General features: G+C 59.7%; 27 protein-coding genes and 1 pseudogene. 18 read left to right on the forward strand and 10 right to left on the reverse strand.

All coding sequences use genetic code 11. The features are described 5' to 3' along the window. The first annotated feature begins 34 nt into the window (after positions 1-34). Together AB4O35_RS18635 and AB4O35_RS18640 are read left to right on the forward strand one after the other, a co-directional pair. Positions 35-892, forward strand: a complete 858-nt coding sequence (locus tag AB4O35_RS18635; protein ID WP_065872215.1) for an SDR family NAD(P)-dependent oxidoreductase — start codon at positions 35-37, stop codon at positions 890-892. A gap of 11 nt (positions 893-903) precedes the next feature. Beyond that, a complete protein-coding gene (locus AB4O35_RS18640) occupies positions 904-1,491 on the forward strand; it encodes an NUDIX domain-containing protein (RefSeq protein ID WP_065911045.1) in 588 nt (195 codons plus the stop codon). Between the two features lie 64 nt (positions 1,492-1,555). Here the strand turns inward: AB4O35_RS18640 and AB4O35_RS18645 are convergent, their stop codons facing one another. After that, positions 1,556-1,876, reverse strand: a complete 321-nt coding sequence (locus tag AB4O35_RS18645; RefSeq protein ID WP_083207183.1) for a contact-dependent growth inhibition system immunity protein — start codon at positions 1,874-1,876, stop codon at positions 1,556-1,558. Further along, a complete protein-coding gene (locus AB4O35_RS18650; RefSeq protein ID WP_460149177.1) occupies positions 1,873-6,465 on the reverse strand; it encodes an RHS repeat-associated core domain-containing protein in 4,593 nt (1,530 codons plus the stop codon). The genes AB4O35_RS18645 and AB4O35_RS18650 overlap by 4 nt, the downstream gene beginning before the upstream one ends. Positions 6,466-6,718: 253 nt before the next feature. On the opposite strand from AB4O35_RS18650, the gene AB4O35_RS18655 reads away from it, so the two are divergent. Both AB4O35_RS18655 and AB4O35_RS18660 read left to right on the forward strand, forming a co-directional pair. Continuing rightward, positions 6,719-9,211: a TonB-dependent siderophore receptor gene (locus tag AB4O35_RS18655; protein WP_065881681.1), complete on the forward strand. Its 2,493-nt coding sequence runs from the start codon at positions 6,719-6,721 to the stop codon at positions 9,209-9,211. A gap of 90 nt (positions 9,212-9,301) precedes the next feature. Beyond that, positions 9,302-9,631: a hypothetical protein gene (locus AB4O35_RS18660; protein ID WP_049713356.1), complete on the forward strand. Its 330-nt coding sequence runs from the start codon at positions 9,302-9,304 to the stop codon at positions 9,629-9,631. A gap of 4 nt (positions 9,632-9,635) precedes the next feature. Here the strand turns inward: AB4O35_RS18660 and AB4O35_RS18665 are convergent, their stop codons facing one another. Beyond that, positions 9,636-10,535, reverse strand: coding sequence for a LysR family transcriptional regulator (locus tag AB4O35_RS18665; protein ID WP_065876112.1), 900 nt, complete (start codon positions 10,533-10,535; stop codon positions 9,636-9,638). A 109-nt stretch (positions 10,536-10,644) separates the two neighbouring features. Between AB4O35_RS18665 and AB4O35_RS18670 the strand changes: the two genes are divergently transcribed. From AB4O35_RS18670 to AB4O35_RS18680, 3 genes are all read left to right on the forward strand, one after another. Next, entirely contained in the window at positions 10,645-11,697 is a 1,053-nt protein-coding gene (locus AB4O35_RS18670) for an AbrB family transcriptional regulator (protein ID WP_065881679.1), read from the forward strand. A gap of 104 nt (positions 11,698-11,801) precedes the next feature. After that, positions 11,802-12,248, forward strand: coding sequence for a GNAT family N-acetyltransferase (locus tag AB4O35_RS18675; protein ID WP_065946425.1), 447 nt, complete (start codon positions 11,802-11,804; stop codon positions 12,246-12,248). Positions 12,249-12,252: 4 nt separating this feature from the next. Further along, entirely contained in the window at positions 12,253-12,513 is a 261-nt protein-coding gene (locus tag AB4O35_RS18680) for a hypothetical protein (RefSeq protein WP_083207219.1), read from the forward strand. A 266-nt stretch (positions 12,514-12,779) separates the two neighbouring features. Here AB4O35_RS18680 and AB4O35_RS18685 read toward each other — a convergent pair whose 3' ends face one another. After that, positions 12,780-13,724, reverse strand: coding sequence for a sensor domain-containing diguanylate cyclase (locus AB4O35_RS18685; RefSeq protein WP_065881677.1), 945 nt, complete (start codon positions 13,722-13,724; stop codon positions 12,780-12,782). A 140-nt stretch (positions 13,725-13,864) separates the two neighbouring features. Between AB4O35_RS18685 and AB4O35_RS18690 the strand changes: the two are divergent. Continuing rightward, positions 13,865-13,999: pseudogene (locus tag AB4O35_RS18690) on the forward strand (DUF1652 domain-containing protein); the annotation flags it as partial. On the opposite strand, the gene AB4O35_RS18695 reads toward AB4O35_RS18690, so the two are convergent. Continuing rightward, positions 13,996-14,136, reverse strand: coding sequence for a hypothetical protein (locus AB4O35_RS18695; RefSeq protein ID WP_167345841.1), 141 nt, complete (start codon positions 14,134-14,136; stop codon positions 13,996-13,998). The pseudogene AB4O35_RS18690 and the gene AB4O35_RS18695 sit on opposite strands and share 4 nt — an antisense overlap. 213 nt (positions 14,137-14,349) lie before the next feature. Here AB4O35_RS18695 and AB4O35_RS18700 point away from each other — a divergent pair, with 213 nt between their 5' ends. From AB4O35_RS18700 to AB4O35_RS18725, 6 genes are read left to right on the forward strand one after another with little or no spacing between them, the layout of a single operon-like run. After that, complete coding sequence (locus AB4O35_RS18700; protein WP_065881675.1) at positions 14,350-14,661, forward strand: YXWGXW repeat-containing protein; 312 nt, start codon at positions 14,350-14,352, stop codon at positions 14,659-14,661. Positions 14,662-14,690: 29 nt separating this feature from the next. Next, positions 14,691-15,269, forward strand: coding sequence for an RNA polymerase sigma factor (locus AB4O35_RS18705; protein ID WP_065876117.1), 579 nt, complete (start codon positions 14,691-14,693; stop codon positions 15,267-15,269). Then, positions 15,266-15,697 (forward strand): hypothetical protein, encoded by a 432-nt coding sequence (locus tag AB4O35_RS18710; RefSeq protein ID WP_065876118.1) that lies wholly within the window; start codon positions 15,266-15,268, stop codon positions 15,695-15,697. The genes AB4O35_RS18705 and AB4O35_RS18710 overlap by 4 nt, the downstream gene beginning before the upstream one ends. Continuing rightward, positions 15,694-16,161 (forward strand): periplasmic heavy metal sensor, encoded by a 468-nt coding sequence (locus AB4O35_RS18715; RefSeq protein WP_065946424.1) that lies wholly within the window; start codon positions 15,694-15,696, stop codon positions 16,159-16,161. Before AB4O35_RS18710 ends, AB4O35_RS18715 begins: the two co-directional genes overlap by 4 nt. Beyond that, positions 16,158-16,370 carry a hypothetical protein gene (locus tag AB4O35_RS18720; RefSeq protein WP_139132535.1) on the forward strand — a complete coding sequence of 71 codons (213 nt, stop codon included), beginning with the start codon at positions 16,158-16,160 and terminating at the stop codon, positions 16,368-16,370. Before AB4O35_RS18715 ends, AB4O35_RS18720 begins: the two co-directional genes overlap by 4 nt. Next, positions 16,363-17,076: a transporter substrate-binding domain-containing protein gene (locus tag AB4O35_RS18725; protein ID WP_065946423.1), complete on the forward strand. Its 714-nt coding sequence runs from the start codon at positions 16,363-16,365 to the stop codon at positions 17,074-17,076. Before AB4O35_RS18720 ends, AB4O35_RS18725 begins: the two co-directional genes overlap by 8 nt. Here the strand turns inward: AB4O35_RS18725 and AB4O35_RS18730 are convergent. Then, positions 17,062-17,424, reverse strand: a complete 363-nt coding sequence (locus AB4O35_RS18730; RefSeq protein WP_065876121.1) for an NUDIX hydrolase — start codon at positions 17,422-17,424, stop codon at positions 17,062-17,064. The two genes, AB4O35_RS18725 and AB4O35_RS18730, sit on opposite strands and share 15 nt — an antisense overlap. A gap of 125 nt (positions 17,425-17,549) precedes the next feature. Between AB4O35_RS18730 and AB4O35_RS18735 the strand changes: the two genes are divergently transcribed. Next, on the forward strand, positions 17,550-18,530 hold the full coding sequence (locus AB4O35_RS18735) for a Gfo/Idh/MocA family protein (RefSeq protein ID WP_065910632.1): 981 nt from the start codon (positions 17,550-17,552) through the stop codon (positions 18,528-18,530). A 36-nt stretch (positions 18,531-18,566) separates the two neighbouring features. After that, entirely contained in the window at positions 18,567-19,196 is a 630-nt protein-coding gene (locus AB4O35_RS18740) for a ribonuclease T2 family protein (protein WP_065946422.1), read from the forward strand. On the opposite strand, the gene AB4O35_RS18745 is transcribed toward AB4O35_RS18740, so the two are convergent. Continuing rightward, on the reverse strand, positions 19,193-19,630 hold the full coding sequence (locus AB4O35_RS18745; protein ID WP_049708692.1) for an Rrf2 family transcriptional regulator: 438 nt from the start codon (positions 19,628-19,630) through the stop codon (positions 19,193-19,195). The genes AB4O35_RS18740 and AB4O35_RS18745 overlap by 4 nt on opposite strands. A 142-nt stretch (positions 19,631-19,772) precedes the next feature. Between AB4O35_RS18745 and AB4O35_RS18750 the strand changes: the two genes are divergently transcribed. Together AB4O35_RS18750 and AB4O35_RS18755 are read left to right on the forward strand one after the other, a co-directional pair. Further along, a complete protein-coding gene (locus tag AB4O35_RS18750) occupies positions 19,773-20,657 on the forward strand; it encodes an NAD(P)/FAD-dependent oxidoreductase (RefSeq protein ID WP_065891246.1) in 885 nt (294 codons plus the stop codon). Between the two features lie 159 nt (positions 20,658-20,816). After that, complete coding sequence (locus AB4O35_RS18755) at positions 20,817-21,404, forward strand: LysE family translocator (protein WP_065876125.1); 588 nt, start codon at positions 20,817-20,819, stop codon at positions 21,402-21,404. Here the strand turns inward: AB4O35_RS18755 and AB4O35_RS18760 are convergent. The 3 genes from AB4O35_RS18760 to AB4O35_RS18770 all read right to left on the reverse strand — a co-directional run bounded on the left by AB4O35_RS18760 (position 21,346) and on the right by AB4O35_RS18770 (position 25,063). After that, entirely contained in the window at positions 21,346-22,239 is an 894-nt protein-coding gene (locus AB4O35_RS18760; RefSeq protein ID WP_065876126.1) for an AraC family transcriptional regulator, read from the reverse strand. The two genes, AB4O35_RS18755 and AB4O35_RS18760, sit on opposite strands and share 59 nt — an antisense overlap. A 201-nt stretch (positions 22,240-22,440) precedes the next feature. Continuing rightward, a complete protein-coding gene (locus AB4O35_RS18765) occupies positions 22,441-24,042 on the reverse strand; it encodes an ABC transporter ATP-binding protein (protein ID WP_065876127.1) in 1,602 nt (533 codons plus the stop codon). A gap of 1 nt (position 24,043) precedes the next feature. After that, positions 24,044-25,063 carry an ABC transporter permease gene (locus AB4O35_RS18770; protein WP_065881669.1) on the reverse strand — a complete coding sequence of 340 codons (1,020 nt, stop codon included), beginning with the start codon at positions 25,061-25,063 and terminating at the stop codon, positions 24,044-24,046.

Here is a 25,063-nt window from a genome sequence, read left to right on the forward strand (position 1 = left end):
TGTTAGGGTGGGGGCTGAACAGGAGAGCAAGCACATGGATTTCACAGGCAAAACCGCAATCGTCACGGGTGGCGCCCGCGGGTTGGGACTCAGCTATGCACGGGCACTGGCCCAAGGTGGCGCGCGAGTGGTGATCAGCGATATCGGCGCCGACAATGCCGGCTCAGGCAGCGATGCCTCGGTGGTGCTGTCGGCGGCAGAGGCCTTGCAGGCCGAAGGCTTGACTGTCATCGGCCATGGCGGTGACTTGTCCACGAACGAGGGCTGCCAACAACTGGTTGCGTACGCCATCGAGGCATTCGGCCAACTCGATATCCTGATTCACAACGCTGGCTGGGTGGGTTACCAGAACATCGCCGACCTCGACGTGGCGTTCCTGCAACGTGCCATGGACATCAACCTCTACGCACCACTTTGGCTGTGCAAGCACGCCTGGCCGCACCTGCTGCGTTCATCTGCGCCGCGCATCATCCTCACCACCTCCGACCGCGCCATGTATGCGCAATATGAACAGACCGGCCTGGTGGCCTACAGCGCAGGCAAGATGGCGCAATTGGGGATCATGAACGCGTTGAGCCATGAAGGCTTTGATGCGGGGATCAGAGTCAATGCGATCTCACCGGTCGCCAAGACGCGCATGTGGGGCGTGACCGAAGAACCGGATGAACTCAAGCCGGAGTGGGTGACGCCGGGGGTTGTGTTCCTTGCATCAACGCAGTGCGACGACACGGGTTACATTCTGCGTGCCAGCAACGGGCAATTCACCGCCACGCGCTTTACGGAAAATCCCGGTGTGGAATACCCCCGTGATTTGGCCCGAATCAAAGCCCGCAGCGCAGAAGAAGTCGCTGCCGCCTGGGATCGCATCAAACAAACGCAGACACTTTCTTGAGAAAACCGATCATGGACAACAGCCCCGTTCGCATCACCGCAGAAGAGACACTCTCGGAAAACTGGTACCTGCTGAAAAAATACAGCTTCGACCTGCGCCGCCGCGACGGCAGCTGGCAAGCCCAGACCCGCGAGGTGTACGACCGCGGCAATGGTGCGACCATCCTGCTGTACAACCGCGAGCGGCGCACAGTGTTGTTGATTCGCCAGTTTCGGATGCCGACGTTCGTCAATGATTACCACGGTTACCTGATCGAAGCGGCGGCGGGATTGCTCGACAATGCCAGTCCCGAGGAACGTATTCGCCTGGAAGCGGAAGAAGAAACCGGGTATCGCGTGGGGCATGTGGAGAAGGTTTATGCGGCGTTCATGAGCCCGGGCTCGGTGACGGAGCGGATTCACTTTTTCATCGGTGAATATAAACCGGGGGATCAGGTGGGCAGCGGTGGCGGTCTGGAAGAAGAGGGCGAGGATATCGAGGTGCTGGAGCTGGGCTTTGAGCAAGCGCTGGCGATGGTGCAAAGCGGGGAGATTGCGGACGGGAAGACCATCATGCTGTTGCAGCATCTGGAGTTGCGGATGTTGAAAGAAGGGTGGTGAGTCAGTTCTTCCTCGGCGGCATATTTATTGTGGCGAGCGAGAAAACTCGCCACATAGGTTGCTTTTAAATAGGGTTTTCTTGTTTCAGTAAGTGCTCATCGAATTTAACAATGATGTGATTTAACCATGAGGGTCCTGATGCCCATTGATTAGGGTAGTAATAGTAGCAGTGCTGTTCATGAAATAAGTTATTTTGGAACTCTGGTTCATTTGTGTAGGTTTTTATTAGTTCTATTATTTCCATTTTTACAGTGGTGATGACATCTCTTTGTGAGTCAAGTAGGAATGAGCCAATTACTTCATCGGCTGAAGAGTATTCCGCTGTCCAATCCTGATTAAAGTAGGCGCCAAAAAATTGCTGAAGTTCAGTCAGTGGTAGGTTCATTTTTCAGGATATCCCGTCAGTAATAAATAGCCATCTGGCATCTTAGGTTTTCTCTTCAGAACCAGAATGAAGTTGTAGACTGGAATGGACGATTCAACGCCTCTAATAGCGCTCAATCCTACCGGAAAGTTTGAACTTTCGTTGATGATATGTTTATCTTTTTTTCCTTCTAAAAAATTTAAGATTTCCTGTCTACGGTTGGTTAAGCTTTTAGAAACAAGAGCTTCTGCTTCCTTTTTGTTTCTGAACGTAGATGCCGCTGGAATATGTGGTTCCAATTCCAGCCTTGCAAACAATTGTGCATCCGTCTGCTCAACGTGCTTCTTGAGCAAATGCCCCCCTGCATCTTCGTGTGTATCTAGTATGCCGCCAGGGCAATTTCCAATCTTACAACTCAATCCTAATGGGTCTATCCATCCCGTAGGGTTAGGGACGTATAGGTAGGCGTTGATCCCACCCGCCAGCTTTACCGGATCCGGCGTCAGGTAACGACCAATATCCGGATTGTAGTAGCGATGGCGGTTGTAGTGCAGTCCGCTTTCCTGGTCGAAGTACTGGCCTTGGAAGCGCAGCGGGTTGTCGACTTTTCCTATGTCGAGGCGGGTGATTTCACCGTAGGCGCGGTAGTGCGCAGACCAGACGATTTCGCCGTCTGGGGCGGTGAGTTCCTGTGGGGTGCCGAGGTGGTCGAGTTGGTAATGGTAGGGCTTTGTTTCTTTTGGGCCGAAGCCTTCCAGCAGCGCCAACGGACGGAAGCTGTCCGGTTCGTAGAGGTAGCTGCGGTGCCGATCCGCGTGGTGTTCGGCGATGAGTTTGTCGCCTTGCCAGAAAAACTCGGTGGTGATGCCGTCAACGGTTTTGCTGATCCGACGACCAAACGGGTCGTAGCGATAGCTGGCGTCCTGGCCGTTAGGTTTTTTAATACTGATCAGGCGGTGCTGGCAGTCGTAGCGGTATTCGGTGACGAGTTGCTGGCCTTTGCCTCGGCGTTCACGGATCAAATTGCCGAAGGCGTCGTAGTCGTAGTGGCGGTCGCCTTGGATCATCAGGCGGTTGCCGGCGACGATGTCCGGGCCGGGGCGGTCTTGCATGAGCAGGTTGCCGGCCGGGTCGTGGCCGAAGCGTTCCTGCTCGCCTTGGGAGTGATCGGCGCGGGTCAGGCGGTTTAGCGGGTCGTAGTGGTAGTGGTGTTCGCCTTTGCGGGTGTCGAGCAGGCGGGTGAGGTTGCCGGCTTTGTCGTAGTCGTATTGGCGTTGGTAAAGGTAGTGTTCCTGTTGGGTAACGGCGTGGGCGTGCAGGCGTTGCTTATCGTCGTAGTGGTAATGGCTGATCAGTTGGCCTTGTTGGCGTTGCTGTTCCTGGTCGGCTTTGAACAGGTGCGAGGTGAGGGTTTCACCGTTCAAGTCGACAGTGGCTAGATGGCCGCCTTTATCGTGGTTGAAGGTGAAACGGTTGTTATCCGGCAGGCGCAGGTTTTTCAGCTGACCGCAGGCGTCGTAGCCATAGCGCAACGTGCCCCAGCCTTGGTGTTCAGCGGTAAGGCGGTTTTGTGGGTCGTATTCGTAGGCCAGCGCCCAGTGGCCGTCGTCGACGCTTAGAAGGTTGCCTTGGCGGTCGTAGGCGTAATCGACGATGTTGCCGTCGGGCAGGGTTTTTCTTACGAGTCGACCGGCGTGGTCGCGCTCGTAGCGGGTGACTAACTGACTGCCATCGTCGCCATGTTCGGTCTTTTCTTGCAGGTTGCCGTTGAGGTCGTAAACGTAGGCAGTGCGCTGGCCGTCAAACCCGGTTTCCTGTTGGATCAGGCCGTTGTTGTGGTATTGGAGCCGGTAAGTTTCGCCGACTTCGTTTTCGATTTCGGTCAGCAACAACCGCACGTTGTCGTAACGGTATTTGACCTGGGTTCCGTCGGCGTTGATGCGGCGGCTAATGAGGTGCAAGCCGTCGGCATATTCGTAACGAGTGACGTGCCCCAGTTCATCGCGTTCGGAGGTGATTTTTCCGTAAGCGTTATAGGTATATTTACGCGTGTCACCACTCGGCAAGACTATTTGGACTAGGCGCCCAGCGTTGTTCCATTCGAACTGTGTGAGCGCACCATATTCATCCTCACGCGCAACCTGCCGCCCCAGATCGTCATAGCGATAGCGCTTGATACCGCCATTCGGCAATTGCTCTTCAAGCAGTTGTCCGCGTTCATTCCAGACCAGCCGCTGACAACTGTGATCCGGAAACCAAACCCCAATTAGCTGCCCGTATTTGTTGTAGCTGTAGTCCGTGGAATGCCCGTCTGGATCAGTCCTACGCGTAACGTCGCCCTGGTCATTACGCTCATATTTCCAAACCGCCAGACCCCGCCTTACAACCCGTACGAACCCATTCTCATGCTCGTAGGAAGTGGGCTCATCATCCCCCGGAAACAACGCCACCAAGCGTCCGGCTTCGTCGTACTGGTAGGCCGTGATCGCGCCGAGAGGATCCTGCTCAACCGTCAGCCGGCCTTTGTCATCGTAGGACTTGAAGTGCTCAGCACCATCCGGATCCACCCGCCGCGCCAGCCGCGCCCGCTGGTCATGCACGTAGACTTCCTGGCTGCCATCGGCGTTATGAACCGTGACCTGCCCGTTGTCATCCCACACATACCGCGTGTCCATCTGCGAAAAGCTCGCCCAATGCCGGACACACCGCGCCGCCTTGCCAGACCTTTCCCACGCCCAAAAGAAACTCGCCCCACCGGCCAGTCCGCGCTCAAGAATGACGTGCTGTTCGTCGTACCGATAAACCTCACTTTCGCCTACAGCGTTAGTCGCTGAAACCAACCGACCAGCAGCGTCATAGGCGTAGGAAACAACCTTCTGCTCTGTCACCCAGACAAACGGACCCTCATCCACCGCCCGTTCAACCTGGTAATCCACGGCAACAATGCGGCCCGACGCATAGTGCAAAAACAACGAGCGCCCCACGCCGTTGTCCAGTCGTTCGATCTGCCCCAGGTAGTTACGGAAAATGCGCAATCGGTTGTCATACGCGTCGCTGATCGCTGTCAGCACACCGTCGCGGAAGTGGTAGAAACGCGACGCCTGAGCCAGCACCAACTCATCAGGCAAAGCCCCCAGGTAGATCGCCGCTTCGGCCAGGCTATTGGTGATCGCGGGCCGAGAAACAGATGGCAAGGGCAGGGTAGTCGACCGATTTTCATGATCTGTCCACACCACCGAATCACCGGAAACCGCGAGCCGATGCGCCAGCGAGTGACTCCAGCCAAACCCCAACCCACAATCCACTTCCACCGCACTGGTGCGATATAACCGTGTCCACTCAAACGGCAAAATCCCATCGAGCGCACCATCGGTCAGTGTCAGCAGTTCCTCCCCGGTAACCATCGACACCGGGCAGCCATTGGTCGCGGTCTTATCCGAAGCAGCCGCCGCATCTCCCGCGGGATTTTTCGAACCAACAGGCACATCATCGACATGCTCTGTCTGCTTCAGCACCGCGTTCTGCCGCGCCTTCCAGCGCATCTGCATCGTGCCTTGCTTCAGCCCGCCAACCACCCCGCGAACGGCCACCGCCTTATAGCGATCCACGGCCTGCATAAACTTCGTCAGAATCACCAGAAGCCCCCTGACAAAGCCCACCGCCGCCTCGAGGATCTGCGCGCCATACTTGACCAAGCGCAAACTCAAATACGCCACGCCCGCCGCAGGCAACGCGATGGTCAACACCACGCCAATCACCAGGTCAATCAGCAACGCCACCACTAACCCAGCCGCCACCTCGGCCATTTCACCGGGCGGCAACGCGTCCAGCCAGATCATCGCCGTGCGCACCAACAGGAACAGCGCCGCCTCATCACTGGCCAGCAACATTGCCTGCTCCATGACCTTGGGTGCGTCTGTGGCGATTTGCGCCAACTGGGCGGCCTGATCTCCCAGTTGCTCGACGAACTTCAGTGGGTCTTCAAGAATTGCCTGCACCCGCTTGATGCTGTCCCACACATCACGGATCGCCGCCCAACTGCCCGCCAATAGGCCGCTGCCAATTGCGCTGGCAGTAGATCGCTCCCAATGCGGCTTAAACCCGGCCCACTGCGACCGAAGCCACTGCTCCAGATCCGCCATCAACCCGGCGTAAGAGGCAAACAACGCGTCCACCTGTTCCTCGGAAACGCCGCCCTGCACCCGCACCTGATACCGCCCGCCAGCCGCGCAGTGGTGTGAGCCTTTACCTTGTTCATCCAGCAAGATCACGGTGGAACTGCCGTCATCCAGCCCCATCACCTCCACCGGGATATCGCCGATCGGCACGTCATACACCGACTCGAACAGGCTCTGAATCTTCAGCTCACCGCCCAGCGGGCACTGGGCCACGGTCGCAAAGTCCGTATCAGCCATGCTCACCGACCGCTGCGAATCCCCGACCCGCAACACCCGATCCATCCCCAGCAACGACGGCATGTCCAACCCATGGCTCACCGAATCCAGCGCACGCGAATACCAGGCACCCATCTGCTGGCGATAAATCTCCAAGCTCTGATGAAAGCCATCCAGCTCAAATTCGATAAGGGCGATGTGGGAAGCGTGGGTCATCCGTGACGGCTCGGCAAAGGGCAAGGCGTCGGAGCATGCCGCAGGAAAAAGCGCCTGGATGAACGGTTGAGAAATTCAGAAAAGGCCCACTACAACGGGGAAAAAACCGCGCAATACCAACCCCAAGAGCTACACAAAATGGCGATAAAACTGATTGCAGCAACCACTCTCAAATAAAAATCGCTCTCATCCTTGCCCGATTCCCCGACATGGCCGTCATGGTTAATAGAACCTCCATTACGCAGGATTTCCCATGTCGCGCCTTGCTCGTCCCTTGCATCCACTGACCCTGTCAGTGGCGATGGCTTTTGCCGCCGTGCCGTTGCTGACTGCCCAAACCGTCTTCGCCGAAGAAAGCAGCAGCGCCGTGCGCAGTTTCTCGATTCCTGCCGGTGACCTGAGCCAGGCGCTCAATAGCCTGGCCGAGCAGGCGGGCCTGGTGTTGGCCTTCGATGCAAGCTTGACCCGGGGCAAGCGCAGCAACGGGGTGAGCGGGCAATACGACACCGACGTGGCGCTGAACCAACTGCTCGCCGGCAGCGGCCTGCAGGCGATGAAACTCTCCGCCGATCGCTACCGCCTGGAAGCTATCCCGGATAACGGCGGGGCCATGGAGCTGCGGGCCACCACCATCAGCGGTGCGTACCAGGCCGAAAGCCCGACCGGGCCGGTGTCGGGTTATGTGGCCACGCGCAGTTTGTCGGGCACCAAGACGGATACCGCGTTGATCGAAACCCCGCAGTCGATCTCCATCGTCACCAAAGACCAGATGCGTGCGCAAAACGCCGAGAGCCTTAACCAGATCCTGCGCTACAGCGCCGCTGTCATCCCGGAAACCCGTGGCGCCACTGCGTCGCGTCTCGATCAGTTGACCATTCGCGGTTTCGCCCCGGCCACTTATCTCGATGGCTTGCGCATGCCTTCGAGCCGTGACGCCTTGCCGCAAAAGGATGCGTTTGACTTGGAACGCGTCGAAGTGCTGCGCGGCCCAGCGTCGGTGTTGTATGGGCAGGGCACGCCGAGCGGGGTGATCAACATGGTCAGCAAGCGCCCGTTGGACGCGCCGTTTCATGAAGTGGGTGTGGAATACGGCACCTTCAACAAGAAGCGCACCACCTTTGACCTCAGCGGCCCAATCGATGACCAAGGCGTTTATTCCTACCGCGTGGCAGGCCTTTTCGATGATGCCGATGGCCAGGTCGAACACACCGAGACGCGTCGCCAATCGCTCTCCAGCGCTTTCACCTGGCGCCCGGATGATGCCACCTCGCTGACCCTGCTCGGGCATTTCCAGAAGGACCCCAAAGGTGCGTCTTACGGCTCGGTGCCGGCCTGGGGCTCGGTGCTGCACAGCCCGACCGGGCGCAGCATCGATGTGGATTTCTATGATGGCGAGAAGAACTTCGAAAAAAGTGATCGCGAGTATTACTCGATTGGCTATGCCTTCGAACATCACTTCAACGATGTCTGGACCCTACGCCAGAACGCACGTTACCTGCGCGCCGAGGGCATTTACCGCAGCATCTATAACAGCAATTTGCAGGCTGATTACCGCACGTCGAACCGTTCGACCATCGCCACCGATGTCGACATGGACGCCTACACCCTGGACAACCAGGTTCAGGCCCGATTCGATACCGGGCCGTTACAGCACACGTTGTTGATGGGCCTTGATTACCAGAACACCAGCACCGACACCAAGGCGGGTTACGGCAAGGGACCGAGCCTGGATATCTTTGATCCGGTCTACGGCGCGCCCGTGGTGACGCCGGCGTTCAGCACCGATGCTACCTCGCGTAGCGAGCAGACCGGGGTCTACCTGCAGGAGCAAATGAAGTGGGATAAGTGGGTGTTGTTGCTCGGCGGTCGTTATGACTGGGCCAGTACCGATAGCACCACCAAAACCCTTGCTACGGGCGCCAAGAGTAAGTCTTCGCTGGACAGCGAGGCGTTTACCGGACGTGTAGGGCTGGTTTACCTGTTCGATAATGGCTTGGCGCCTTATGCCAGCTATGCGGAGTCGTTCAACCCGCAGTCAGGTACCGGTTATGGCGGTTCGGTGTTCAAACCGACCGAAGGCAAGCAGTATGAGATCGGCATCAAGTACCAGCCGCCGGGCAGCAACAGCTTCATTACGGCTGCCATTTTCGATCTGCGCCAAACCAATGTACCGACGCTGGACCCGAACCCGGACCATCTATGTGGTAGTGGCCGTTGCAACATTCAGGACGGCGAACAACAGTCCCGTGGCTTTGAGCTGGAAGGCAAGGCCAGCCTCAACGACAACCTGGACATTACGGCGGCGTACGCTTACCTGGATAACCGCGCGAGCAAGTCCAACAGCACGGTGCAATACGCACCGATCACTGACGGGGGCGTAGGCCCGGCGATCCCGGTCGAAGGCACCACCACCTACGGTTTACCCCGTCACACGGCCTCGGCCTGGGCGGACTACACCCTTCATGACGGCCAGCTCAAAGGATTCGGCGTGGGGGCCGGTGCACGGTATGTCGGTTCGTCCTGGGGCGATCCAGCCAACACCCTGAAAGTGCCGGGCTACACCTTGTTCGATGCGGCTGTGCACTACGACATCCCGAACATCGCCAACCCCAAGGACAATCTGCGCCTGGCCTTAAATGCCACCAACCTGGCGAATAAAGAGTATGTGGCGTCTTGCCTCTCCTACTCGTGGTGCTGGTATGGCTCGCAGCGCACCGTGCAGGCGAGCGCCACTTACCAATGGTGATGGCACTCAGTAAGGCAATTTAATGGCCCCTTTGTAACAAAATCCTCGCCAGAATCGCTTTTATTTTCAGGTGGTTAGGTGGGGATGCAAATGCGCACTGTTGGAATCATGCTGATCGCCTGCTCCCTGGCCGGTGGCGCAGCTGCCGTGCAGGCGCGGGAGCTGCGCGAGGGTGACAAGTACATGTGCAGTTGGGGCGCAGGCACCGCCGCCAGGGCTCAGGAACTCAAGTTGTCGGGGGTGTCGCTGTACGCCGCGCGGCAGAAAATCCAGACCATCAAGTTCAACAAATCCTGGATGCGCATGATGGCCATGGGCATCACGGAACAGACCTACGACAGCGGCTCACGGCTGAAACCCGAGGCAATTCGCCAGAGTTTCTATCAGGACTGCGTGCGCTACAAAGTTGCGCGCAAATGACCGCTTAGTGCGACAGCGGTGAGCTGGCATCTTCCTGGAAATACACCTTTGCCGTTTCAATAAACCGTCTATTGGCCTGTGACAGGTATTCACTGGCGCGCCAGCACAGGTTGAAGTGCATGAATTGCGCGGGTTCGAAAGACACTCCCGCGAGCCCAGGCTCCTGCTCTTGCACTGAACGCAGCAGGGTCGATACGCCCATGCCGCTGCGGGTAGCGGTAATCACCAGCGGGACAAAGTTGCTTTCCAGGGCGATGTTGAAACGCACGCGGGCGTTGCTGCAAAACGCATCCAGCAAATGGCGTTGCAGGAAGGTGTTGTCGAAGACCAGCATGGGTTCGTCTTGCAACCGCGCAGCCGGGATAGATGAAGCGGCCGCCAGCGGATGCTGCTCATGCATGCACAACACCATCTCGTCGCTGCCGAGCAGCACTGACTCCCATTCCGGGTCGACCCGCCGCGACTCCAGCAGCGCCACGTCAATATCCCGCGTGGCCAGGCGCTCGCTGATGTCATCGGCACTGCCTTCCACCACATGCATCGCAATGCCGGGGTAGCGCGCGCGAAATTGCATCAGCAGTTCGGGGATGTGGCGGATGCCATACATCGGCGGCACACCGACGCGGATTTCACCGCTGTGCAGTTGCGTCAGGTCCTGCAGCTCACGGCGTGCACCGGCCAGCCCCTCCAGGCAGGCTTCGGCGCGCGTCAGGAACAACTGGCCTTCAGCGGTCACGCTGATTTGTCGCGTGGCGCGGTTAAACAGCGCCACGCCCAATTCTTCCTCGAGTCGGCCAACGGCCATGCTCAGTGCCGGTTGCGCCACATGCAGCGCCTGCGCCGCCTTTGTGAAGCTGCCTTGGCGGGCGATCTCTACGCAGTACTCCAGCGCTTTCAGGTTCATACGGGCTCGCATAACAAAGAGTGATGACTGGTTTCACAAATGGATATTTTCTGTGATGCGAACGAGTCTATAACCTGTCGGCATTCTTCTCCATGCCGAGTGCTTCCTGATGCCCAATCTTCGCCAATACTGGCTTGTAACCCTGATCGTCGGCGCTTTGGGCGGCAGCCTTGCGAATTGGGCGGGGTGGCCGTTGCCTTGGGTGATTGGCGCGTTGGTCGCGGTGATGTTGACTCGCTGCGCCGGCAGCCTCGTACCGGAAATCCCCCATGGTCGCCAAGTCGGGCAGCTTATCGTGGCAGTTGCCATTGGCTGTCATTTCACATTGCCAGTGATGCAACAGGTGGCGGCCCATCTCGGGCTGATTCTCTTTGCGGTGTTACTGACGCTGGTGTTGGCGTTGTGTTCGGTGCTGGTCCTGCATCGCTGGGGCGTGCCCTTCGGCACCGCGTTCTTTGCCTTGATGCCAGCCAACTCCAGCGAGATGGTTCACCTGGGCCGACAACGCCAGGCGGACACCAGTTTTATCGCCGCCGCCCACAGCATTCGCCTGCTGCTGATCCTGTTGACGGTGCCTGCGGTCGCAACCTTTGGCATGCCGCAGGTCGTGGCCCATGCCCCGTTGCCGGTGATCTGGCCGTGGCTGATTTTCATCCTGGCGATGGGCTGGCTCGCGGCGCTGGGTTTCAGACACTGCAAGCTGCCCAATCCCTGGACGTTCGGGCCGTTCCTGATCTGCGCGGTGGGGGTGGGCTGCAATAACTTGTCGATGAGCATGCCGGGCTGGCTGAGTGGCTGCGGCCAGTTGTTGATCGGCTGTGCATTGGGCGTTGCGTTTGACCGCAGCTTCTTGCGCCGCGCCCCAGGACTACTAAGCAAGGTGCTGCTGTTGTTGACGGGCTCGGTGATCACCACGGCGATAGCCGCATGGGCGCTCGGCGCCGGCTTGGGCATGCCATGGCTGTCGCTTGCCCTGGGCATGATGCCTGGCAGTGCGCCGGAAATGAGCCTCACCGCCGAGGCCTTGGGCCTGGCGGTGACACTGGTGACAGCGATGCAGGTGATCCGCATGTTGGTGATCCAGGCGGCGTGCCTGCCGCTGTTTCGCCTGCTGGACCAGACCGCGCCGGTCCAAGCACCGGCCAGTGCAAACGCCGCGTAAGCCTGGCCAACTTCGTCCTCGCACCTGTAGGGCGCTTTACAAATCCACGACATTCACTGTGTTTCTATTTGCATACAATTGCGTCCTCTATCAGGGAGGCCAGTATGCAAACGCTAATCCGCACCGCGACGCAGGACGATATCGACACGCTGTTCAGCATCCGCACGTCGGTGGTGCAGAACCATTTGAGTGTCGAACAGATGGCTGAGTTGGGCATCACGCCGCAGGTGCTGGCTTCGAGCATCGAAGCAGCGCCCTGCGTGTGGGTCGCTGAAGTGGATGGCCGCGCCGTTGCCTTTGCCATGGTCGACCTGGCCGAAGGCGAGGTATTTGCGCTGTTCGTACGGCCCACTCACGAAAACCTGGGCCTGGGCCGTCAACTGATGGCGGTCGCCGAAGCCGCGCTGTTTGAACACCATGACCGACTGTATCTGATCACCGATGGCCGCGACGAAATACGCGCCAACGGTTTTTATCAGCGGCTGGGTTGGGTCGTGGTCGGCCAGGTCGACGGCGATGATGTGCGATACGAGAAGATCAGGGCGCAGTAGTCTCATGAACGCGCCCGAGCCTTCATCTTCTAACAGCGTGCGCTACTTCGTGCTCGGAGTGCTCTGCGTTGCAGTAGTGCTGGGGATTTATTTTGTCCAGCTCAACGCCCAGGTTGACCGCGCGCGGGAAACCGCCAACGAGCGCTTGGCACTCTGTCGGCAGGTGGAAAGTATCGCGCGTTCATTACTGCCTAATAGCCTTGATACACGCGAGACATGTGAGCCGTTGAACGGGCGTATGTCGAAAAGTGCGACGCTGCCTTAATTCAATAACCCTTTTTTATAAGTGGAAATATTGGTGGTATTTGCACCAAAAAGTGGCACTCATAGCGTCCGCTACCTTAAAAAATGTGTGGTTATTGAATGACTTACAGCGCTTTTAATCCGACGAAAGGATTAAAATAATCTTGTTACAGCTTTTTACAGTCGTTACTATAGCCGGGCGTTCACCTCCCACGGTTTATGCATTTTTAAATCCCAAGTTTCCATCAGCTACTTGGGATTTTTTTTGCCTGCAATTTGACCTCAACGTCAAACTTCACCGCTGGCGAACTCTGCACGCATCCGCCCGTTGCGTTTGGCCTGGTACAGCAACTTATCGACCTTTTCGACAAACTCCAGCATCGGGCTATCGGGTTTTACGATGTGCGTGCCGACGCCCAGGCTCAAGGTCAACAGATTCGATACCGCCGAAAAACCATGTTCGATCTGCTGCTGGCGAATCAGGTGCAGGCAGCGTTGCGCCACTTGCCTGGCCGACGCTGCATCGGTTTCCGGCAGCAACCATACAAACTCTTCGCCGCCGATACGCGCAATGAAATCCCGTGGCCGGTTGGCCGCCTGTGACAGGGTGCGCGCGACTTGGCGCAGGCATTCGTCGCCCTTGATATGGCCATAGTGGTCGTTGTACTGCTTGAAAAAATCGATATCCAGGATGATCAGCGACAGTGGCAACTGGCTGCGCTGGGCGCTGGCCCATTCCCGTTCCAGCACCGTGTCGAACATGCGACGGTTAGCGATGCCGGTCAGTCCATCCTGATAGGAATATTCCTCAAGTTGTTTTTGCAGGCGCACCAAGTGTTCTTCGGTCTTCTTGCGCTCGCTGATATCGAACATAAAGCCGATCAGCGCGTCGACTTCGCCGTCCTTGCGCACCACGTGCACCACGTCGCGAATCCACACGTAGTCGCCATTCGCGGTCAGCGCCCGGTAATCCGCCTCGTGGTCGACGCCTGCGCGGGATTGCGACACGCAGAAATTCACCACGTATTCACGGTCGTCCGGGTGCATGCGTTCGACCCAATCGTCCACGCTGACCCAGCTTTGCGGGGTCCAGCCGAGCAGGGTCTCGATCTGCGGGCCGATATAACTGAAGGTCATGCTCTGCCAATCAATGCGCCAGGGGATGGCCTTGGTCGACTCCAATAACGTCTTGTACACATCGCTGTCGGGCTGGCTGGGAGGGTCGATACTCATGGGGGCTTGGCTCAGAGTGATGGCGAAAGGCCAAGAGCCTCTTGTGATCGACGCGTGGAGTCAAGTGCCCTCCGAAACAGCAGACGAGAGGTTGCAGGCAGGGGTTTTTGACGTCAGCGAATCGACATCTTCGAACGGTGTCCGGCCGGGTCGACCTGCTGCTGACCGGCGCGTCCCCCGAGGGTTTGGACAGCATCCGTTCCATCTCAAACCTGATTGTCGAGTTGCGCACCGAGATCAAGGCCGGGCGCCGTGGGTTTGCGGGAGTAGGCTAGCCGTTGACGGTGTGGGTCGGTGTATCGAGCGCGCCGTAATAGCGCCAGCAACAATGGCGGTGTTCCGGCAGGATCACGCAGCCGCTGAGGCTGACGATCAGCAACGCGGCAACCAGCATGGAAAGTCGACGGTACATGGTGTGTCCTCTTGGGTTGATAGGCGTTAATCCTTCAACGCTGCCAGCGGCGTAAATCCGTCGCGAAGCTTTCAAACATTTCATCAAGCGCCGCCATCCCCCGGGCAATACTGCCTGCGCAAATAACCTGCACATTCTGCGACGGATTTTTTTGCACCCACCGTTCAACCCATCAGCAACCCGCACTTTCGCGCGTTGAATGAAGGAGTTGCCATGAGACCCCTGGCCAAATTGCGTTTTGCCTTGCTTGCTCCGCTGGCGCTCGCCGCGTTTGTCAGCACCCCCACGTTTGCCCAGACCGAAATCATCATCCGCCAGGCGCCGCCGCCGGAGCGCGTGGAAATGATCCCCGTGGAGCGCCCGGGTTACGTCTGGGACCGTGGACACTGGCGCTGGGAGGGACGCGGCTACGCTTGGAAGCCCGGCCACTGGCAGGCTGTGATGCGCAATGCGCGCTGGGAACCTGGCCATTGGGAAGCCCACGGCCCCAATTGGTACTGGCGTGAGGGGCATTGGATCCGCTGAATCAGCCACCCGGACTGAGAGTTGCCCGATTGAAAGACACTGATCCGGATGTTGAACTGCTGGCACGCATCGGCAACAACGAACCCGCGGCCGTCAACGAAATGGTGACGCGCAAACTGCCGCGTCTGCTGGCGCTTGCCAGCCGGATCCTGGGGGATGCCGACGAAGCCAGGGACGTGGCCCAGGAAAGTTTCCTGCGCATCTGGCGCCAGGCGGCGAGTTGGCGCAGTGGCGAAGCGCGCTTCGACACCTGGTTGCATCGGGTCGCGCTGAACCTTTGCCATGACCGCCTGCGCCGGCGCAAGGAGCGCCCTCTGAGCGACGCGCAAGCGCTGGAGCTGGCCGACAGCGCACCGTCCTTGGATGAACAGTTGGAGACCGCCGACCGCAGCGAATGCATGGCCGCCGCCTTGGCGGCATTGCCCGAACGCCAGCGCGAAGCCATTGTGTTGCAGTACTACCAGGAGCTGTCGAACATCGACGCCGCGGCCCTGATGAATATCAGCGTCGAGGCACTGGAGAGCCTGCTGTCGCGGGCCCGACGTCAGTTGCGCAGCAGCCTTGCCGACACACCCGGGCTTGCCCGCCCAGGAAGGGGAAAGACATGACACCCGAACGATTTGCGTATCTGGCCGACGCCTATGGGGCCGATTTAAAGCGCTGGCCTCTGGCGGAGCAAGGCGCAGCGCAGGCACTGCTTGAAAGTGCTCATCCCAGTGCCCGCGAGGCCTTGGAGGAGGCTGGTTGGCTCGACGTCCAGCTGAACAGCTATCTACTGGCGCTCACCGACCCGGCGCTGGCGAGGCAGATCCGCCAGTCTGCGCCGCGCCGCAGGTCGTTCTGGTCGCGCTACGCCAACTGGTTATCGCCGGCGGGCTTGGTGGGCGTGGGCATTGCCGGCATCGTTACCGGGATGCTGGTAGCGTCGATGAGCGTGCCGCTGCCCATGTTGTCATCCGAAGTGTTGCCCAGTGTCTTCGATCAGGGCGATGCGCAAGTGATCTTTACCGTCAACGCCGAGGACACCGAGCAATGACCGCTAAATCCCTGAAACCGTGGTTGCTTGTCTCGGTATTGCTCAATGTATTTTTGATCGGCGGCGTGGGCGGAGGCCTCTACCATTGGAGGGTCAACGCCAAGCCCGCCGTAGCGATGGTCAACCAGCACGGCCTGCGCCAGGCCATGGTCAACTTGCCGCCGGAGCGGCGCAGGGAGTTGCGTCAGCTGTTGCGCCGTAACAGCGCTGACAGCCAGCCGCTGGTCATGGCTGGCCGTGAGGCGCGGCTTGGGGTGATCAAACAGTTGGAAGCGCCGGCGTTGGACCGGGATGTGCTGGTGACTGAATTGGCCAAGGCGCGTGAGGCGGATATGGCGCTGCGGGCGTTGGTGGATACGACATTGGCGCAGTTTGCCAGTACGTTGCCTCGGGAAGAGCGGCAGACGTTGGTGGAGGCGTTGTATGTGCGCGGGCAGATGGCCGGGAAAAAGCCTCGGTCTTGAGCATTGGTCTTGGCGACACCAAGGATCAAAATGTGGGAGTTGTCGAGCGCCAGCGAGGCTACGATGGCATCGCCGCGCAGCAACTGCCAGACCACAACACCCGCATCGCAGAGCACGTTCAACTTGCTTCCTTTAGCAGTTCGCGGTTATTACCTGAGCCGCGTGGCAACCCTCTAAAACCTGATTCGCAAGGACCGCTCAATGATTGACCCCCAGGTACTGCAACAACTGGCCCCCAACGGCGTGCTGTGCGCCGCCATCAACTTCGGCAACCCGGTGCTGGCGCAACGCGGTGCGGGCGGTGAACCCCTGGGCGTGTCCGTGGCACTGGCCAAGGCGCTCGCCGATGAACTGGGTGTCGAGTTGGAGCTGATCACCTTCGAGTCGGCGGGCAAGGTGTTTGCTGCATTGGCTGAGGATGTGTGGCGCGTGGCGTTCCTGGCCATCGAGCCGGTGCGTGAGCAAGAGATTGCCTTCAGCGCGCCGTACGTGGCAATCAAGGGCACCTACCTGGTGGCGAAGGACTCACCCTTCACGCAGGTTGCGCAATTGGATGCGCCGGGTCGACGTATCGCCGTCGGCCAGGGTGCGGCCTATGACCTGTATTTGAGCCGCACGGTCCAGCATGCCGAACTGGTCCGGGCACCCACCTCATCTGCGGCGGTAGACGTGTGTATCGAGCAAGGCCTGGACGCAGCGGCGGGCGTACGGGATTTCCTGCAAACCAGGGTTAACGAGCAGTGGCGGCTGGTAGAGGATGACTTCATGACCATCCGCCAGGCCATGGCAGTACCGATTGCGCACGCAGCCGCTGCCGCGTTCGTCAGATCCTTTGTCGAACGGCAAAAAGAGAATGGCAGGGTGAAGCGAGGATTGGTCGCCAGCGGGCAGAGCGCTGAACTACAGGCGACGTAGGAAGGATTTAACGATGTGCCGGGTGGCGTCGGTGGTGTCGAGTTCTTCCATCGCGCCGTAGGGATGCCACTGGCAATCGATTATTTCGTTGCAAGGTTTTGCATCGGCGATGTTCACAACGGATGCTTCGAAAACGTGGTGAACGGTGTCGCGGGCTTTCAGCTCCTGCAAGTAGAGCAAGCCGTCCACGTTCAATCCGGTTTCTTCTTGCAGCTCGCGTTCGGCGGCGCCGACCGGGCGCTCGTTGCGTTCTACCTTGCCGCCCGGCAAGGCCCATTTTGATCTGGCCTTACGCACGAAGAGGATATGCCCCTCGTGTTCGCAGATGACCGTGGCGCGTATTTTCATCGTTTAGCCCCGCAGCGCAATGAATGTCATAAAAGTGTAATGCAATTGTCATGCTAAGTGGTTATGGCGCTGACGTGTGGGGATGTGGATACTGCCCGATTGATCAAAACGGACGAGGAGAGCAGATGAGCACCGTACGCTGGGGCATGATCGGCTGTGGCAGTGTCACTGAATTGAAGAGTGGACCGGCTTTCTACAAAGCGCCAGGTTCTGCGCTGGTGGCCGTGATGGGGCGCCGTGAAGCTGCTGTGCGTGATTATGCGGCACGCCACGGTATTGCACGCTTTTATACCGACGCCCAGGCACTGATCAACGACCCTGACGTTGACGCGGTCTACATCGCCACGCCGCCCGACAGCCACCTCGAATACAGCCTGATGGTGGCCGCAGCCGGCAAACATTGCTGCGTCGAGAAGCCCATGTCGCTGAATGCCGAGCAGAGCGCATTGATGCAGCGCACCTTCGAACGCGCCGGTTTGCATCTGTTTGTCTCCTACTACCGCCGCTCGCTGCCGCGCTTCCAGCAAGTGCGTGACTGGCTGCGGGACGGACGCATCGGTGAACTGCGTCACCTGAGCTGGACCTTGTGCAAACCTGCGGGTGCCGACGACGCCAGCGCTGCCAACTGGCGTACCGACCCGACGATTGCCGGTGGCGGCTATTTCGCCGACCTGGCCAGCCATGGCTTCGACCTGTTCCAGTACCTGGCCGGGGACATCATCGAAGTCTCGGGCTTCACCGCGCGCCAGGCCGGGCGCTATGCGGCCGAGGATGCAGTGACGGCGTGCTGGACCTTCAGCTCCGGCGCGTTGGGCATGGGCTGCTGGAACTTCGTCGCGGACCGGCGTGAAGATGTGGTCGAGATGATCGGCAGTCGTGGGCGCATCCGGTTCTCGGTGTTCGAGGACCAGCCCCTGCACCTTGAGGGCGAGACCCATGAGGTGCTGGAAATACCCTGCCACGCGCATATCCAGTGGCATCACGTATTGGCCATGAATGCGCATATCCGTGGCGAAGCCGAGCATCCGTCATTGGCCATCGAAGCGTTGAAGACCGATCGGATCCTGGACAAGGTGCTACAACGTAACCCTCATCATCCTGGGTAGTCGCGATAGGGTTTTCTTTTTCCAAGGAACAGACCGATGAAATATTGGATGATGGTGTGGCTGGTACTCGCCACAAGTGCAGTGGCGTCCCCGCGTAGTCAAGGCACGCCGGGGGAGTTTGATTTCTACGTGTTGTCGTTGTCATGGTCGCCAACCTTCTGCCTCACGCACCCGGACAATGAACAGTGTTCGGGCAAGGGCTACGGCTTTGTGCTGCATGGCTTGTGGCCGCAGTACGCACGGGGAGGGTGGCCGGCTTCGTGCTCAGCGCAATCGCAGTTGAGTCGCGAAGAAATCGAAAAGGGTGCTGCACTGTTCCCGACCCGTTCACTGCCCAAACACGAATGGGCCAAGCATGGCACCTGCAGCGGGCTGGAGCCGCTGGCGTATCTGGAAAAAACCGACGACGCGCTGGGTGTGGTGACGATTCCGCAGCAACTGCAGCCGTTCAATACGCCGCCATCGCTGCAAGCCCGTGAGATCGAGGCGCTGTTTCGCGAGAGCAACCCGCGCATGGGCAACCATGGGCTGGCGGTGATCTGCAAAGGCAAGGTGTTGTCGGAAGTGCGCGTGTGCCTGACCAAGGACCTGGCTTTCGCCGGCTGCCCGCGCAGCGTCAAAACCCAGTGCCGCGCCGGCGATATCCGCATTCCCGCGCAGCGCTAGGGCAGCATCGCGACGCGGTAGCGCTCGTCAAAATCCTCGGCCAACTGCGCCAGCGTGACCTTGCCCAGGCGTTCCAGCAGCAACGCCTGGGCTTGCTCGAAAGCCCCCGTGAGTGCCGCATTGACGGCCTGTTCCACCAGGCACTCCGGATGATCGGTGGACAGGCCGATAGCAAACAGCGACGGCGTGCCCAGGGCGTTGTGAATATCCAGCAGGGTGATTTCACTCAAGGGCTTGCCCAGGCACCAGCCGCCCTGGTGGCCTTTTTCCGAGCGTACGTAACCCTTTTCCTTGAGCAGCCCGAGCGTGCGCCGCACCACCACCGGGTTGGTGCCGAGCATCTGCGCGATGGTCTCCGAGGTGGCGCGCTCTTCATGGCGGCCCATATGGATCAACACGTGGAGCATGCGCGAGAGGCGGGTGTCGTTTCTCATCAAGGGATCTCTGATCAATTCGGCGGAAAGTATCGTTTGTAACCTGAAAAGTTGCGAGACCCTTGACGGGGTATTTTCACGTAACTTATGGTGTGTCGTGAAAGCGCTCGGATAACCGAGGGCACCACCTGGGGTTACTTTCATGATGTACGACGTGATTATCGTGGGCGGCAGCTATGCCGGGCTGTCGGCGGGCCTGCAATTGGCGCGGGCGCGACGCCAGGTGCTGGTGATTGATGCAGGGCAGCGGCGCAATCGCTTTGCGGCCACGTCCCACGGTTTTCTCAGCCAGGACGGCCAGGCGCCGGCGGTCATCGCCGCGCAAGGGCGCAGCCAATTAATGGCGTATTCGACCGTCACCTGGGTGCAGGGCAATGCGGTGCAGGCGGTGGCGCAGCCGGAAGGTTTCAGTGTGCGCACCGAACATCACGCTACGTTTCACAGTAAGCGCCTGATCCTTGCCACCGGCGTGGTCGACGACTTGCCTGACATCGAAGGCCTCGAAGAGCGTTGGGGCAAGCACGTGTTCCACTGCCCTTACTGCCATGGCTATGAGCTGGACCAAGGCCGCATCGGCGTACTGGCCACATCACCCCTGGCCATGCACCACGCGCTGATGCTGCCCGACTGGGGCACCACCACCTTGTTCACCAATGCTGTGTTTACCCCAGATGCCGAGCAGCAAGCGCAGTTGGATCGACGTAGGGTCAGCGTCGAACACGGCGCTGTACGGCGCATCCGCGGTGAGCGCGCCGACCTGGAATTGGATGATGGCCGGGTGTTCGCCCTCGATGGCATCTTCACCATGGCGCGCACTCGCATCAGCCCATTGGCGGAGCAACTGGGCTGTGAGCGCGTCGATGGCCCGACCGGCCGTTATCTGCACACCAATGAAATGCGCCAGACCTCCGTGCCCGGTGTGTTTGCCGGTGGTGATGTCTCCCTTGCCGCCGGTTCCGTCGCGCTGGCCGTGGCCGAGGGCGTGCGTGCCGGCGTGGGCGCGCACTTCTCGTTGATCGACGGTTGAGGCGCCCAGACGGCACTGGCACCGCGCCGGGCACGTGAAAGCCCGGGATCGGGAGTTGTTTGTCAAATAAGCCGGCGGGGGGCATTTTCTTCAATACCGCCGCTGTTTTGCCCTTTACCGTGATGCCATCTGCACCCATCACCCTAAAAGGGAACCTCCATGAGCTTGATCATTTCCATGGCTGCCTTCGCCCTGGCGACCTCCATCACACCGGGGCCGGTGAATGTCGTCGCGCTTAGTACAGGCGCACGCTTCGGTTTTGCCGCCAGCCAGAAACACGTGCTTGGCGCCGCCGTGGGCTTTACGTTGCTGTTGGTGTTGATTGGCCTCGGCTTGCATCAAGTGCTGCTGCGTTGGCCGATCCTGACCCAGTTGATCCAGTGGGGAGGGGTGGCGTTTTTGCTGTACATGGCCTGGAAACTGGCGGTGGACGACGGCCGGCTGGACGCCGACGGCACGGCCACTGCGCCGTCGATACTCTATGGCGCGATCATGCAGTGGCTCAATCCCAAGGCCTGGCTGGCCTGCGTGGCGGGGATGGGCTTGTTTGTGGCGGATGGCGATACCGCACAGGTCTGGCTGTTTGCGGCGATTTACCTGGTGATCTGTTACCTGTCGGTCGCTTGCTGGGCCTACGCCGGCACGTTCCTGCGCCGCTACCTCAGCAACCCCCAGGGCGTGCGGCTGTTCAACCGCTCGATGGCCGCGTTGCTGGTGGCCAGTGTGGGTTATTTGCTGATGGCTTGAGGCGGTCACGGTACTGCCCCGGCGTGGCGGCGAAATGCTGTTTGAACGCGCGCTGGAAATGCGCCTGGTCGGCAAAACCTGCGGCCAGGGCCACATCGGCGATCAGCTCGCCCTGGCGCAATTGCGTACGGGCGAACTGGATACGCTGGTTGACCAGGAAGGCATGGGGCGTCAGCCCGTAATACTGCTTGAAGGCGCGGATCAGGTAAGACGCCGACAACTCGGCTGCCGCGCAGATATCTTCCAGTTTCAACGCCAGGGTGCAGTGTTCGCGGATGTACTCGGCGGCGCGCTCCAGCTTGTGGTTGACCTCGCGTACCGGGGTGTCGGAGGGGTTGAGGCGCTGTTGCACCTCGGTGAAGTAACTCACCAGCGCGCTCTGTTTTTGCAGGTGTTCAGCCTGTTCGTCCACCAGTATTCGATACAACGCCAGCAGGCCGTTGTACAGCAGCGAGTCACGCGTGTAAGGCGTATCAAAGGGCCGGTAACCCTGGTCCGTGCTGAAACCCAGTTGGTGCTGCAGGTCGGTCAGCCAAGGCGTGTCGAGGTACACCATCTGGTAGGACCACGGTTCATTCTCGATGGGATTGCACGCGTGGACATCACCGGGGTTCATCAACACCACGGTGCCGGCGCTGATCTCAAAGGTTTGCGCGCCGTAGTGGTAGTAGCTCCTTCCGGTGGTGATCGCACCAATGGAAAAGTGCTCATGAGCATGACGGGTGTAGGTGACCTTGCGCCCGTCGTCGATGGTCCGCGCTTCAATGAACGGCAAGCGCTCATCACGCCAAAAGCGTGGTGCGTGTGCGGGGTGAGCGGTGGTGTTCAACGACATGGCGGTGGTTCCATCCCTTGAAATCGAGGCAAGATCATTGCACAGACCGCCAGGGTCGTCAGCCCGCAAATCGGTCAAAAATGTGGGAGCGGGCTTGCTCGCGAATGCGTTCGATCAGTGAATACATCGTTGGCTGACACACCGAGTTCGCGAGCAAGTCGAAGCGTCGAACCGCCGCTCCCACATGTCTATCTATGTACGTCAGGCGGGTACGAGGAAGGCGGCTTCCAACAGTTGTCGAGTATAGGCATGCTGCGGATCGGCAAAAATCGCCCGCGCATCGCCTTGCTCTACGACTTGCCCGTGCTTGACCACCATCAACTGGTGACTCAACGCCTTCACCACCGCCAGGTCATGGCTGATAAACAGGTAGGTCAGGTTGTACTTGGCCTGCAAACTGCGCAGCAATTCCACCACTTGGCGTTGCACCGTGCGGTCCAGCGCGGAGGTGGGTTCGTCAAGCAGGATCAGGCGAGGCTTGAGCACTAGCGCGCGGGCGATGGCAATGCGCTGGCGCTGGCCGCCGGAGAACTCGTGGGGGTAGCGGTGCCGGGAATCCGGGTCGAGGCCCACTTCCTTGAGCGCTGCGATGATCGCCGCTTCCTGCTCGGCGGCTGTGCCCATCTTGTGGATGCGCAGGCCTTCGCCGACGATCTCGCTGACGCACATGCGTGGGCTCAGGCTGCCGAATGGGTCCTGAAACACCACCTGCATTTCCCGGCGCAACGGGCGCACCTGTTGCTGGGTCAGTTGATCCAGTTGCTGGCCTTCGAAGCGAATCCCGCCCTTGCTGGCGATCAACCGCAAAATCGCCAGGCCCAGGGTGGATTTGCCCGAGCCACTTTCGCCGACGATGCCCAGGGTTTGCCCCTGGGGCAGGCTGAAGTTAATGCCGTCCACCGCCTTGACGTAATCGACGGTGTTGCGCAAAAAGCCCTTCTTGATCGGGAACCACACTTTCAGGTCATCGACTTCCAGCAACGGCGGGCCGACTTCATTTGTCGCCGGCCCGCCGCTGGGTTCAGCCGCGAGCAGTTCCTGGGTGTACGGATGCTGAGGTGATTGGAACAGCGTCTCGCAATCGGCCTGCTCAACGATGCAACCCTTTTGCATCACGCACACGCGATGGGCGATACGCCGCACCAGGTTCAAGTCATGGCTGATCAGCAACAGCGCCATGCCCAGGCGTGCCTGCAACGCTTTGAGCAATTCGAGGATCTTCAATTGCACCGTGACGTCGAGGGCGGTGGTCGGCTCGTCCGCGATCAGCAACTCCGGCTCGTTGGCCAGGGCCATGGCGATCATCACCCGCTGGCGCTGGCCGCCAGACAGCTCGTGGGGCAGGGCCTTGAGGCGCTTGTGCGGTTCGGGAATACCCACCAGCTCCAGCAGTTCCAAGGTGCGCAGTGTGGCGGCTTTGCCGGTGAGCCCCTTGTGCAGGCCGAGCACTTCGTTGATCTGCTTTTCGATGTTGTGCAGCGGGTTCAACGAGGTCATTGGCTCCTGGAAGATCATCGCAATGCGGTTGCCGCGAATGTGCCGCAGGCTTTTTTCCTGGAGCGTCAGCAGGTCTTGCCCGGCGTAGTTGATGGTGCCGGATGGGTGCCGCGCCAGCGGGTAGGGCAGCAAGCGCAGGATCGAGTGGGCGGTCACCGATTTGCCCGAGCCGCTTTCGCCGACCAGGGCCAGGGTTTCGCCGCGCTTGATATCAAAGCTGACGTTGTTCACCACACGGTGGTGATGTTCGCCCGTGACGAACTCGACAGAGAGGTCGCGGATTTCGATCAGATTGTCCTGATTCATCTCATTTCCTCGGGTCGAAGGCATCGCGAGCAGACTCGCCGATAAACACCAGCAAACTCAACATGATCGCCAGCACGGCAAAGGCACTCATGCCCAGCCACGGCGCTTGCAGGTTGGATTTGCCCTGGGCCACCAGTTCACCCAGCGACGGCGAACCGGCGGGCAAGCCAAAGCCAAGGAAGTCCAGCGCGGTGAGGGTGCCGATGGCGCCGGTAAGAATGAACGGCATGAAGGTCATGGTCGACACCATGGCGTTGGGCAGGATATGCCGGAACATGATCGCGCCGTTCTGCATGCCCAAGGCCCTGGCCGCGCGCACGTATTCCAGGTTGCGTCCGCGCAGGAACTCGGCGCGCACCACGTCCACCAGGCTCATCCAGGAAAACAGCAGCATGATCCCCAGCAACCACCAGAAGTTGGGCTGCACGAAACTGGCGAGGATGATCAACAGGTACAGCACCGGCAACCCGGACCAGATCTCCAGGAAGCGTTGCCCGGCGAGGTCGACCCAGCCGCCGTAGAAGCCCTGCAACGCGCCGGCGATCACGCCGATGAGCGAGCTGAGCACGGTGAGTGTCAGGGCAAACAGCACCGACACACGAAAGCCGTAGATCACCCGCGCCAACACATCGCGGCCCTGGTCATCGGTGCCGAGCAGGTTGACGCTAGAGGGTGGCGCCGGAGCTGGCACTTTCAGGTCGTAGTTGATGCTCTGGTAGCTGAACGGGATCGGCGCCCACAAGGTCCAGGCATCCTTGGCCTTGAGCAGTTCCTGGATGTACGGGCTCTTGTAGTTGGCCTCCAGCGGGAATTCACCGCCGAACGTCGTTTCCGGGTAACGCTTGAGCGCCGGGAAGTACCAGCCGCCGTCATAGTGCACGGCCAGCGGCTTGTCGTTGGCAATCAGCTCCGCGCCCAGACTCAGCACGAACAGCACCAGGAACAGCCACAGCGACCACCAGCCACGCTTGTTGGCCTTGAACCGCTCGAACCGGCGGCGATTGAGGGGGGACAGGTTCAT

The organism is Pseudomonas sp. H1_A03, assembly GCF_054685145.1.

Excerpts from the sequence above, each read along its gene's own strand:
- AB4O35_RS18755 (WP_065876125.1), top strand. The coding sequence starts at position 20,817 with ATGAGCTTGATCATTTCCATGGCTGCCTTCGCCCTGGCGACCTCCATC.
- AB4O35_RS18760 (WP_065876126.1), bottom strand. The coding sequence starts at position 22,239 with ATGTCGTTGAACACCACCGCTCACCCCGCACACGCACCACGCTTTTGG.
- AB4O35_RS18660 (WP_049713356.1), top strand. The coding sequence starts at position 9,302 with ATGCGCACTGTTGGAATCATGCTGATCGCCTGCTCCCTGGCCGGTGGC.
- AB4O35_RS18645 (WP_083207183.1), bottom strand. The coding sequence starts at position 1,876 with ATGAACCTACCACTGACTGAACTTCAGCAATTTTTTGGCGCCTACTTT.
- AB4O35_RS18765 (WP_065876127.1), bottom strand. The coding sequence starts at position 24,042 with ATGAATCAGGACAATCTGATCGAAATCCGCGACCTCTCTGTCGAGTTC.
- AB4O35_RS18670 (WP_065881679.1), top strand. The coding sequence starts at position 10,645 with ATGCCCAATCTTCGCCAATACTGGCTTGTAACCCTGATCGTCGGCGCT.
- AB4O35_RS18680 (WP_083207219.1), top strand. The coding sequence starts at position 12,253 with ATGAACGCGCCCGAGCCTTCATCTTCTAACAGCGTGCGCTACTTCGTG.
- AB4O35_RS18695 (WP_167345841.1), bottom strand. The coding sequence starts at position 14,136 with ATGTACCGTCGACTTTCCATGCTGGTTGCCGCGTTGCTGATCGTCAGC.
- AB4O35_RS18665 (WP_065876112.1), bottom strand. The coding sequence starts at position 10,535 with ATGAACCTGAAAGCGCTGGAGTACTGCGTAGAGATCGCCCGCCAAGGC.
- AB4O35_RS18750 (WP_065891246.1), top strand. The coding sequence starts at position 19,773 with ATGATGTACGACGTGATTATCGTGGGCGGCAGCTATGCCGGGCTGTCG.
- AB4O35_RS18770 (WP_065881669.1), bottom strand. The coding sequence starts at position 25,063 with ATGAACCTGTCCCCCCTCAATCGCCGCCGGTTCGAGCGGTTCAAGGCC.
- AB4O35_RS18675 (WP_065946425.1), top strand. The coding sequence starts at position 11,802 with ATGCAAACGCTAATCCGCACCGCGACGCAGGACGATATCGACACGCTG.
- AB4O35_RS18725 (WP_065946423.1), top strand. The coding sequence starts at position 16,363 with ATGATTGACCCCCAGGTACTGCAACAACTGGCCCCCAACGGCGTGCTG.
- AB4O35_RS18700 (WP_065881675.1), top strand. The coding sequence starts at position 14,350 with ATGAGACCCCTGGCCAAATTGCGTTTTGCCTTGCTTGCTCCGCTGGCG.
- AB4O35_RS18730 (WP_065876121.1), bottom strand. The coding sequence starts at position 17,424 with ATGAAAATACGCGCCACGGTCATCTGCGAACACGAGGGGCATATCCTC.
- AB4O35_RS18650 (WP_460149177.1), bottom strand. The coding sequence starts at position 6,465 with ATGACCCACGCTTCCCACATCGCCCTTATCGAATTTGAGCTGGATGGC.
- AB4O35_RS18715 (WP_065946424.1), top strand. The coding sequence starts at position 15,694 with ATGACCGCTAAATCCCTGAAACCGTGGTTGCTTGTCTCGGTATTGCTC.
- AB4O35_RS18635 (WP_065872215.1), top strand. The coding sequence starts at position 35 with ATGGATTTCACAGGCAAAACCGCAATCGTCACGGGTGGCGCCCGCGGG.
- AB4O35_RS18640 (WP_065911045.1), top strand. The coding sequence starts at position 904 with ATGGACAACAGCCCCGTTCGCATCACCGCAGAAGAGACACTCTCGGAA.
- AB4O35_RS18710 (WP_065876118.1), top strand. The coding sequence starts at position 15,266 with ATGACACCCGAACGATTTGCGTATCTGGCCGACGCCTATGGGGCCGAT.
- AB4O35_RS18740 (WP_065946422.1), top strand. The coding sequence starts at position 18,567 with ATGAAATATTGGATGATGGTGTGGCTGGTACTCGCCACAAGTGCAGTG.
- AB4O35_RS18685 (WP_065881677.1), bottom strand. The coding sequence starts at position 13,724 with ATGAGTATCGACCCTCCCAGCCAGCCCGACAGCGATGTGTACAAGACG.
- AB4O35_RS18745 (WP_049708692.1), bottom strand. The coding sequence starts at position 19,630 with ATGAGAAACGACACCCGCCTCTCGCGCATGCTCCACGTGTTGATCCAT.
- AB4O35_RS18655 (WP_065881681.1), top strand. The coding sequence starts at position 6,719 with ATGTCGCGCCTTGCTCGTCCCTTGCATCCACTGACCCTGTCAGTGGCG.
- AB4O35_RS18735 (WP_065910632.1), top strand. The coding sequence starts at position 17,550 with ATGAGCACCGTACGCTGGGGCATGATCGGCTGTGGCAGTGTCACTGAA.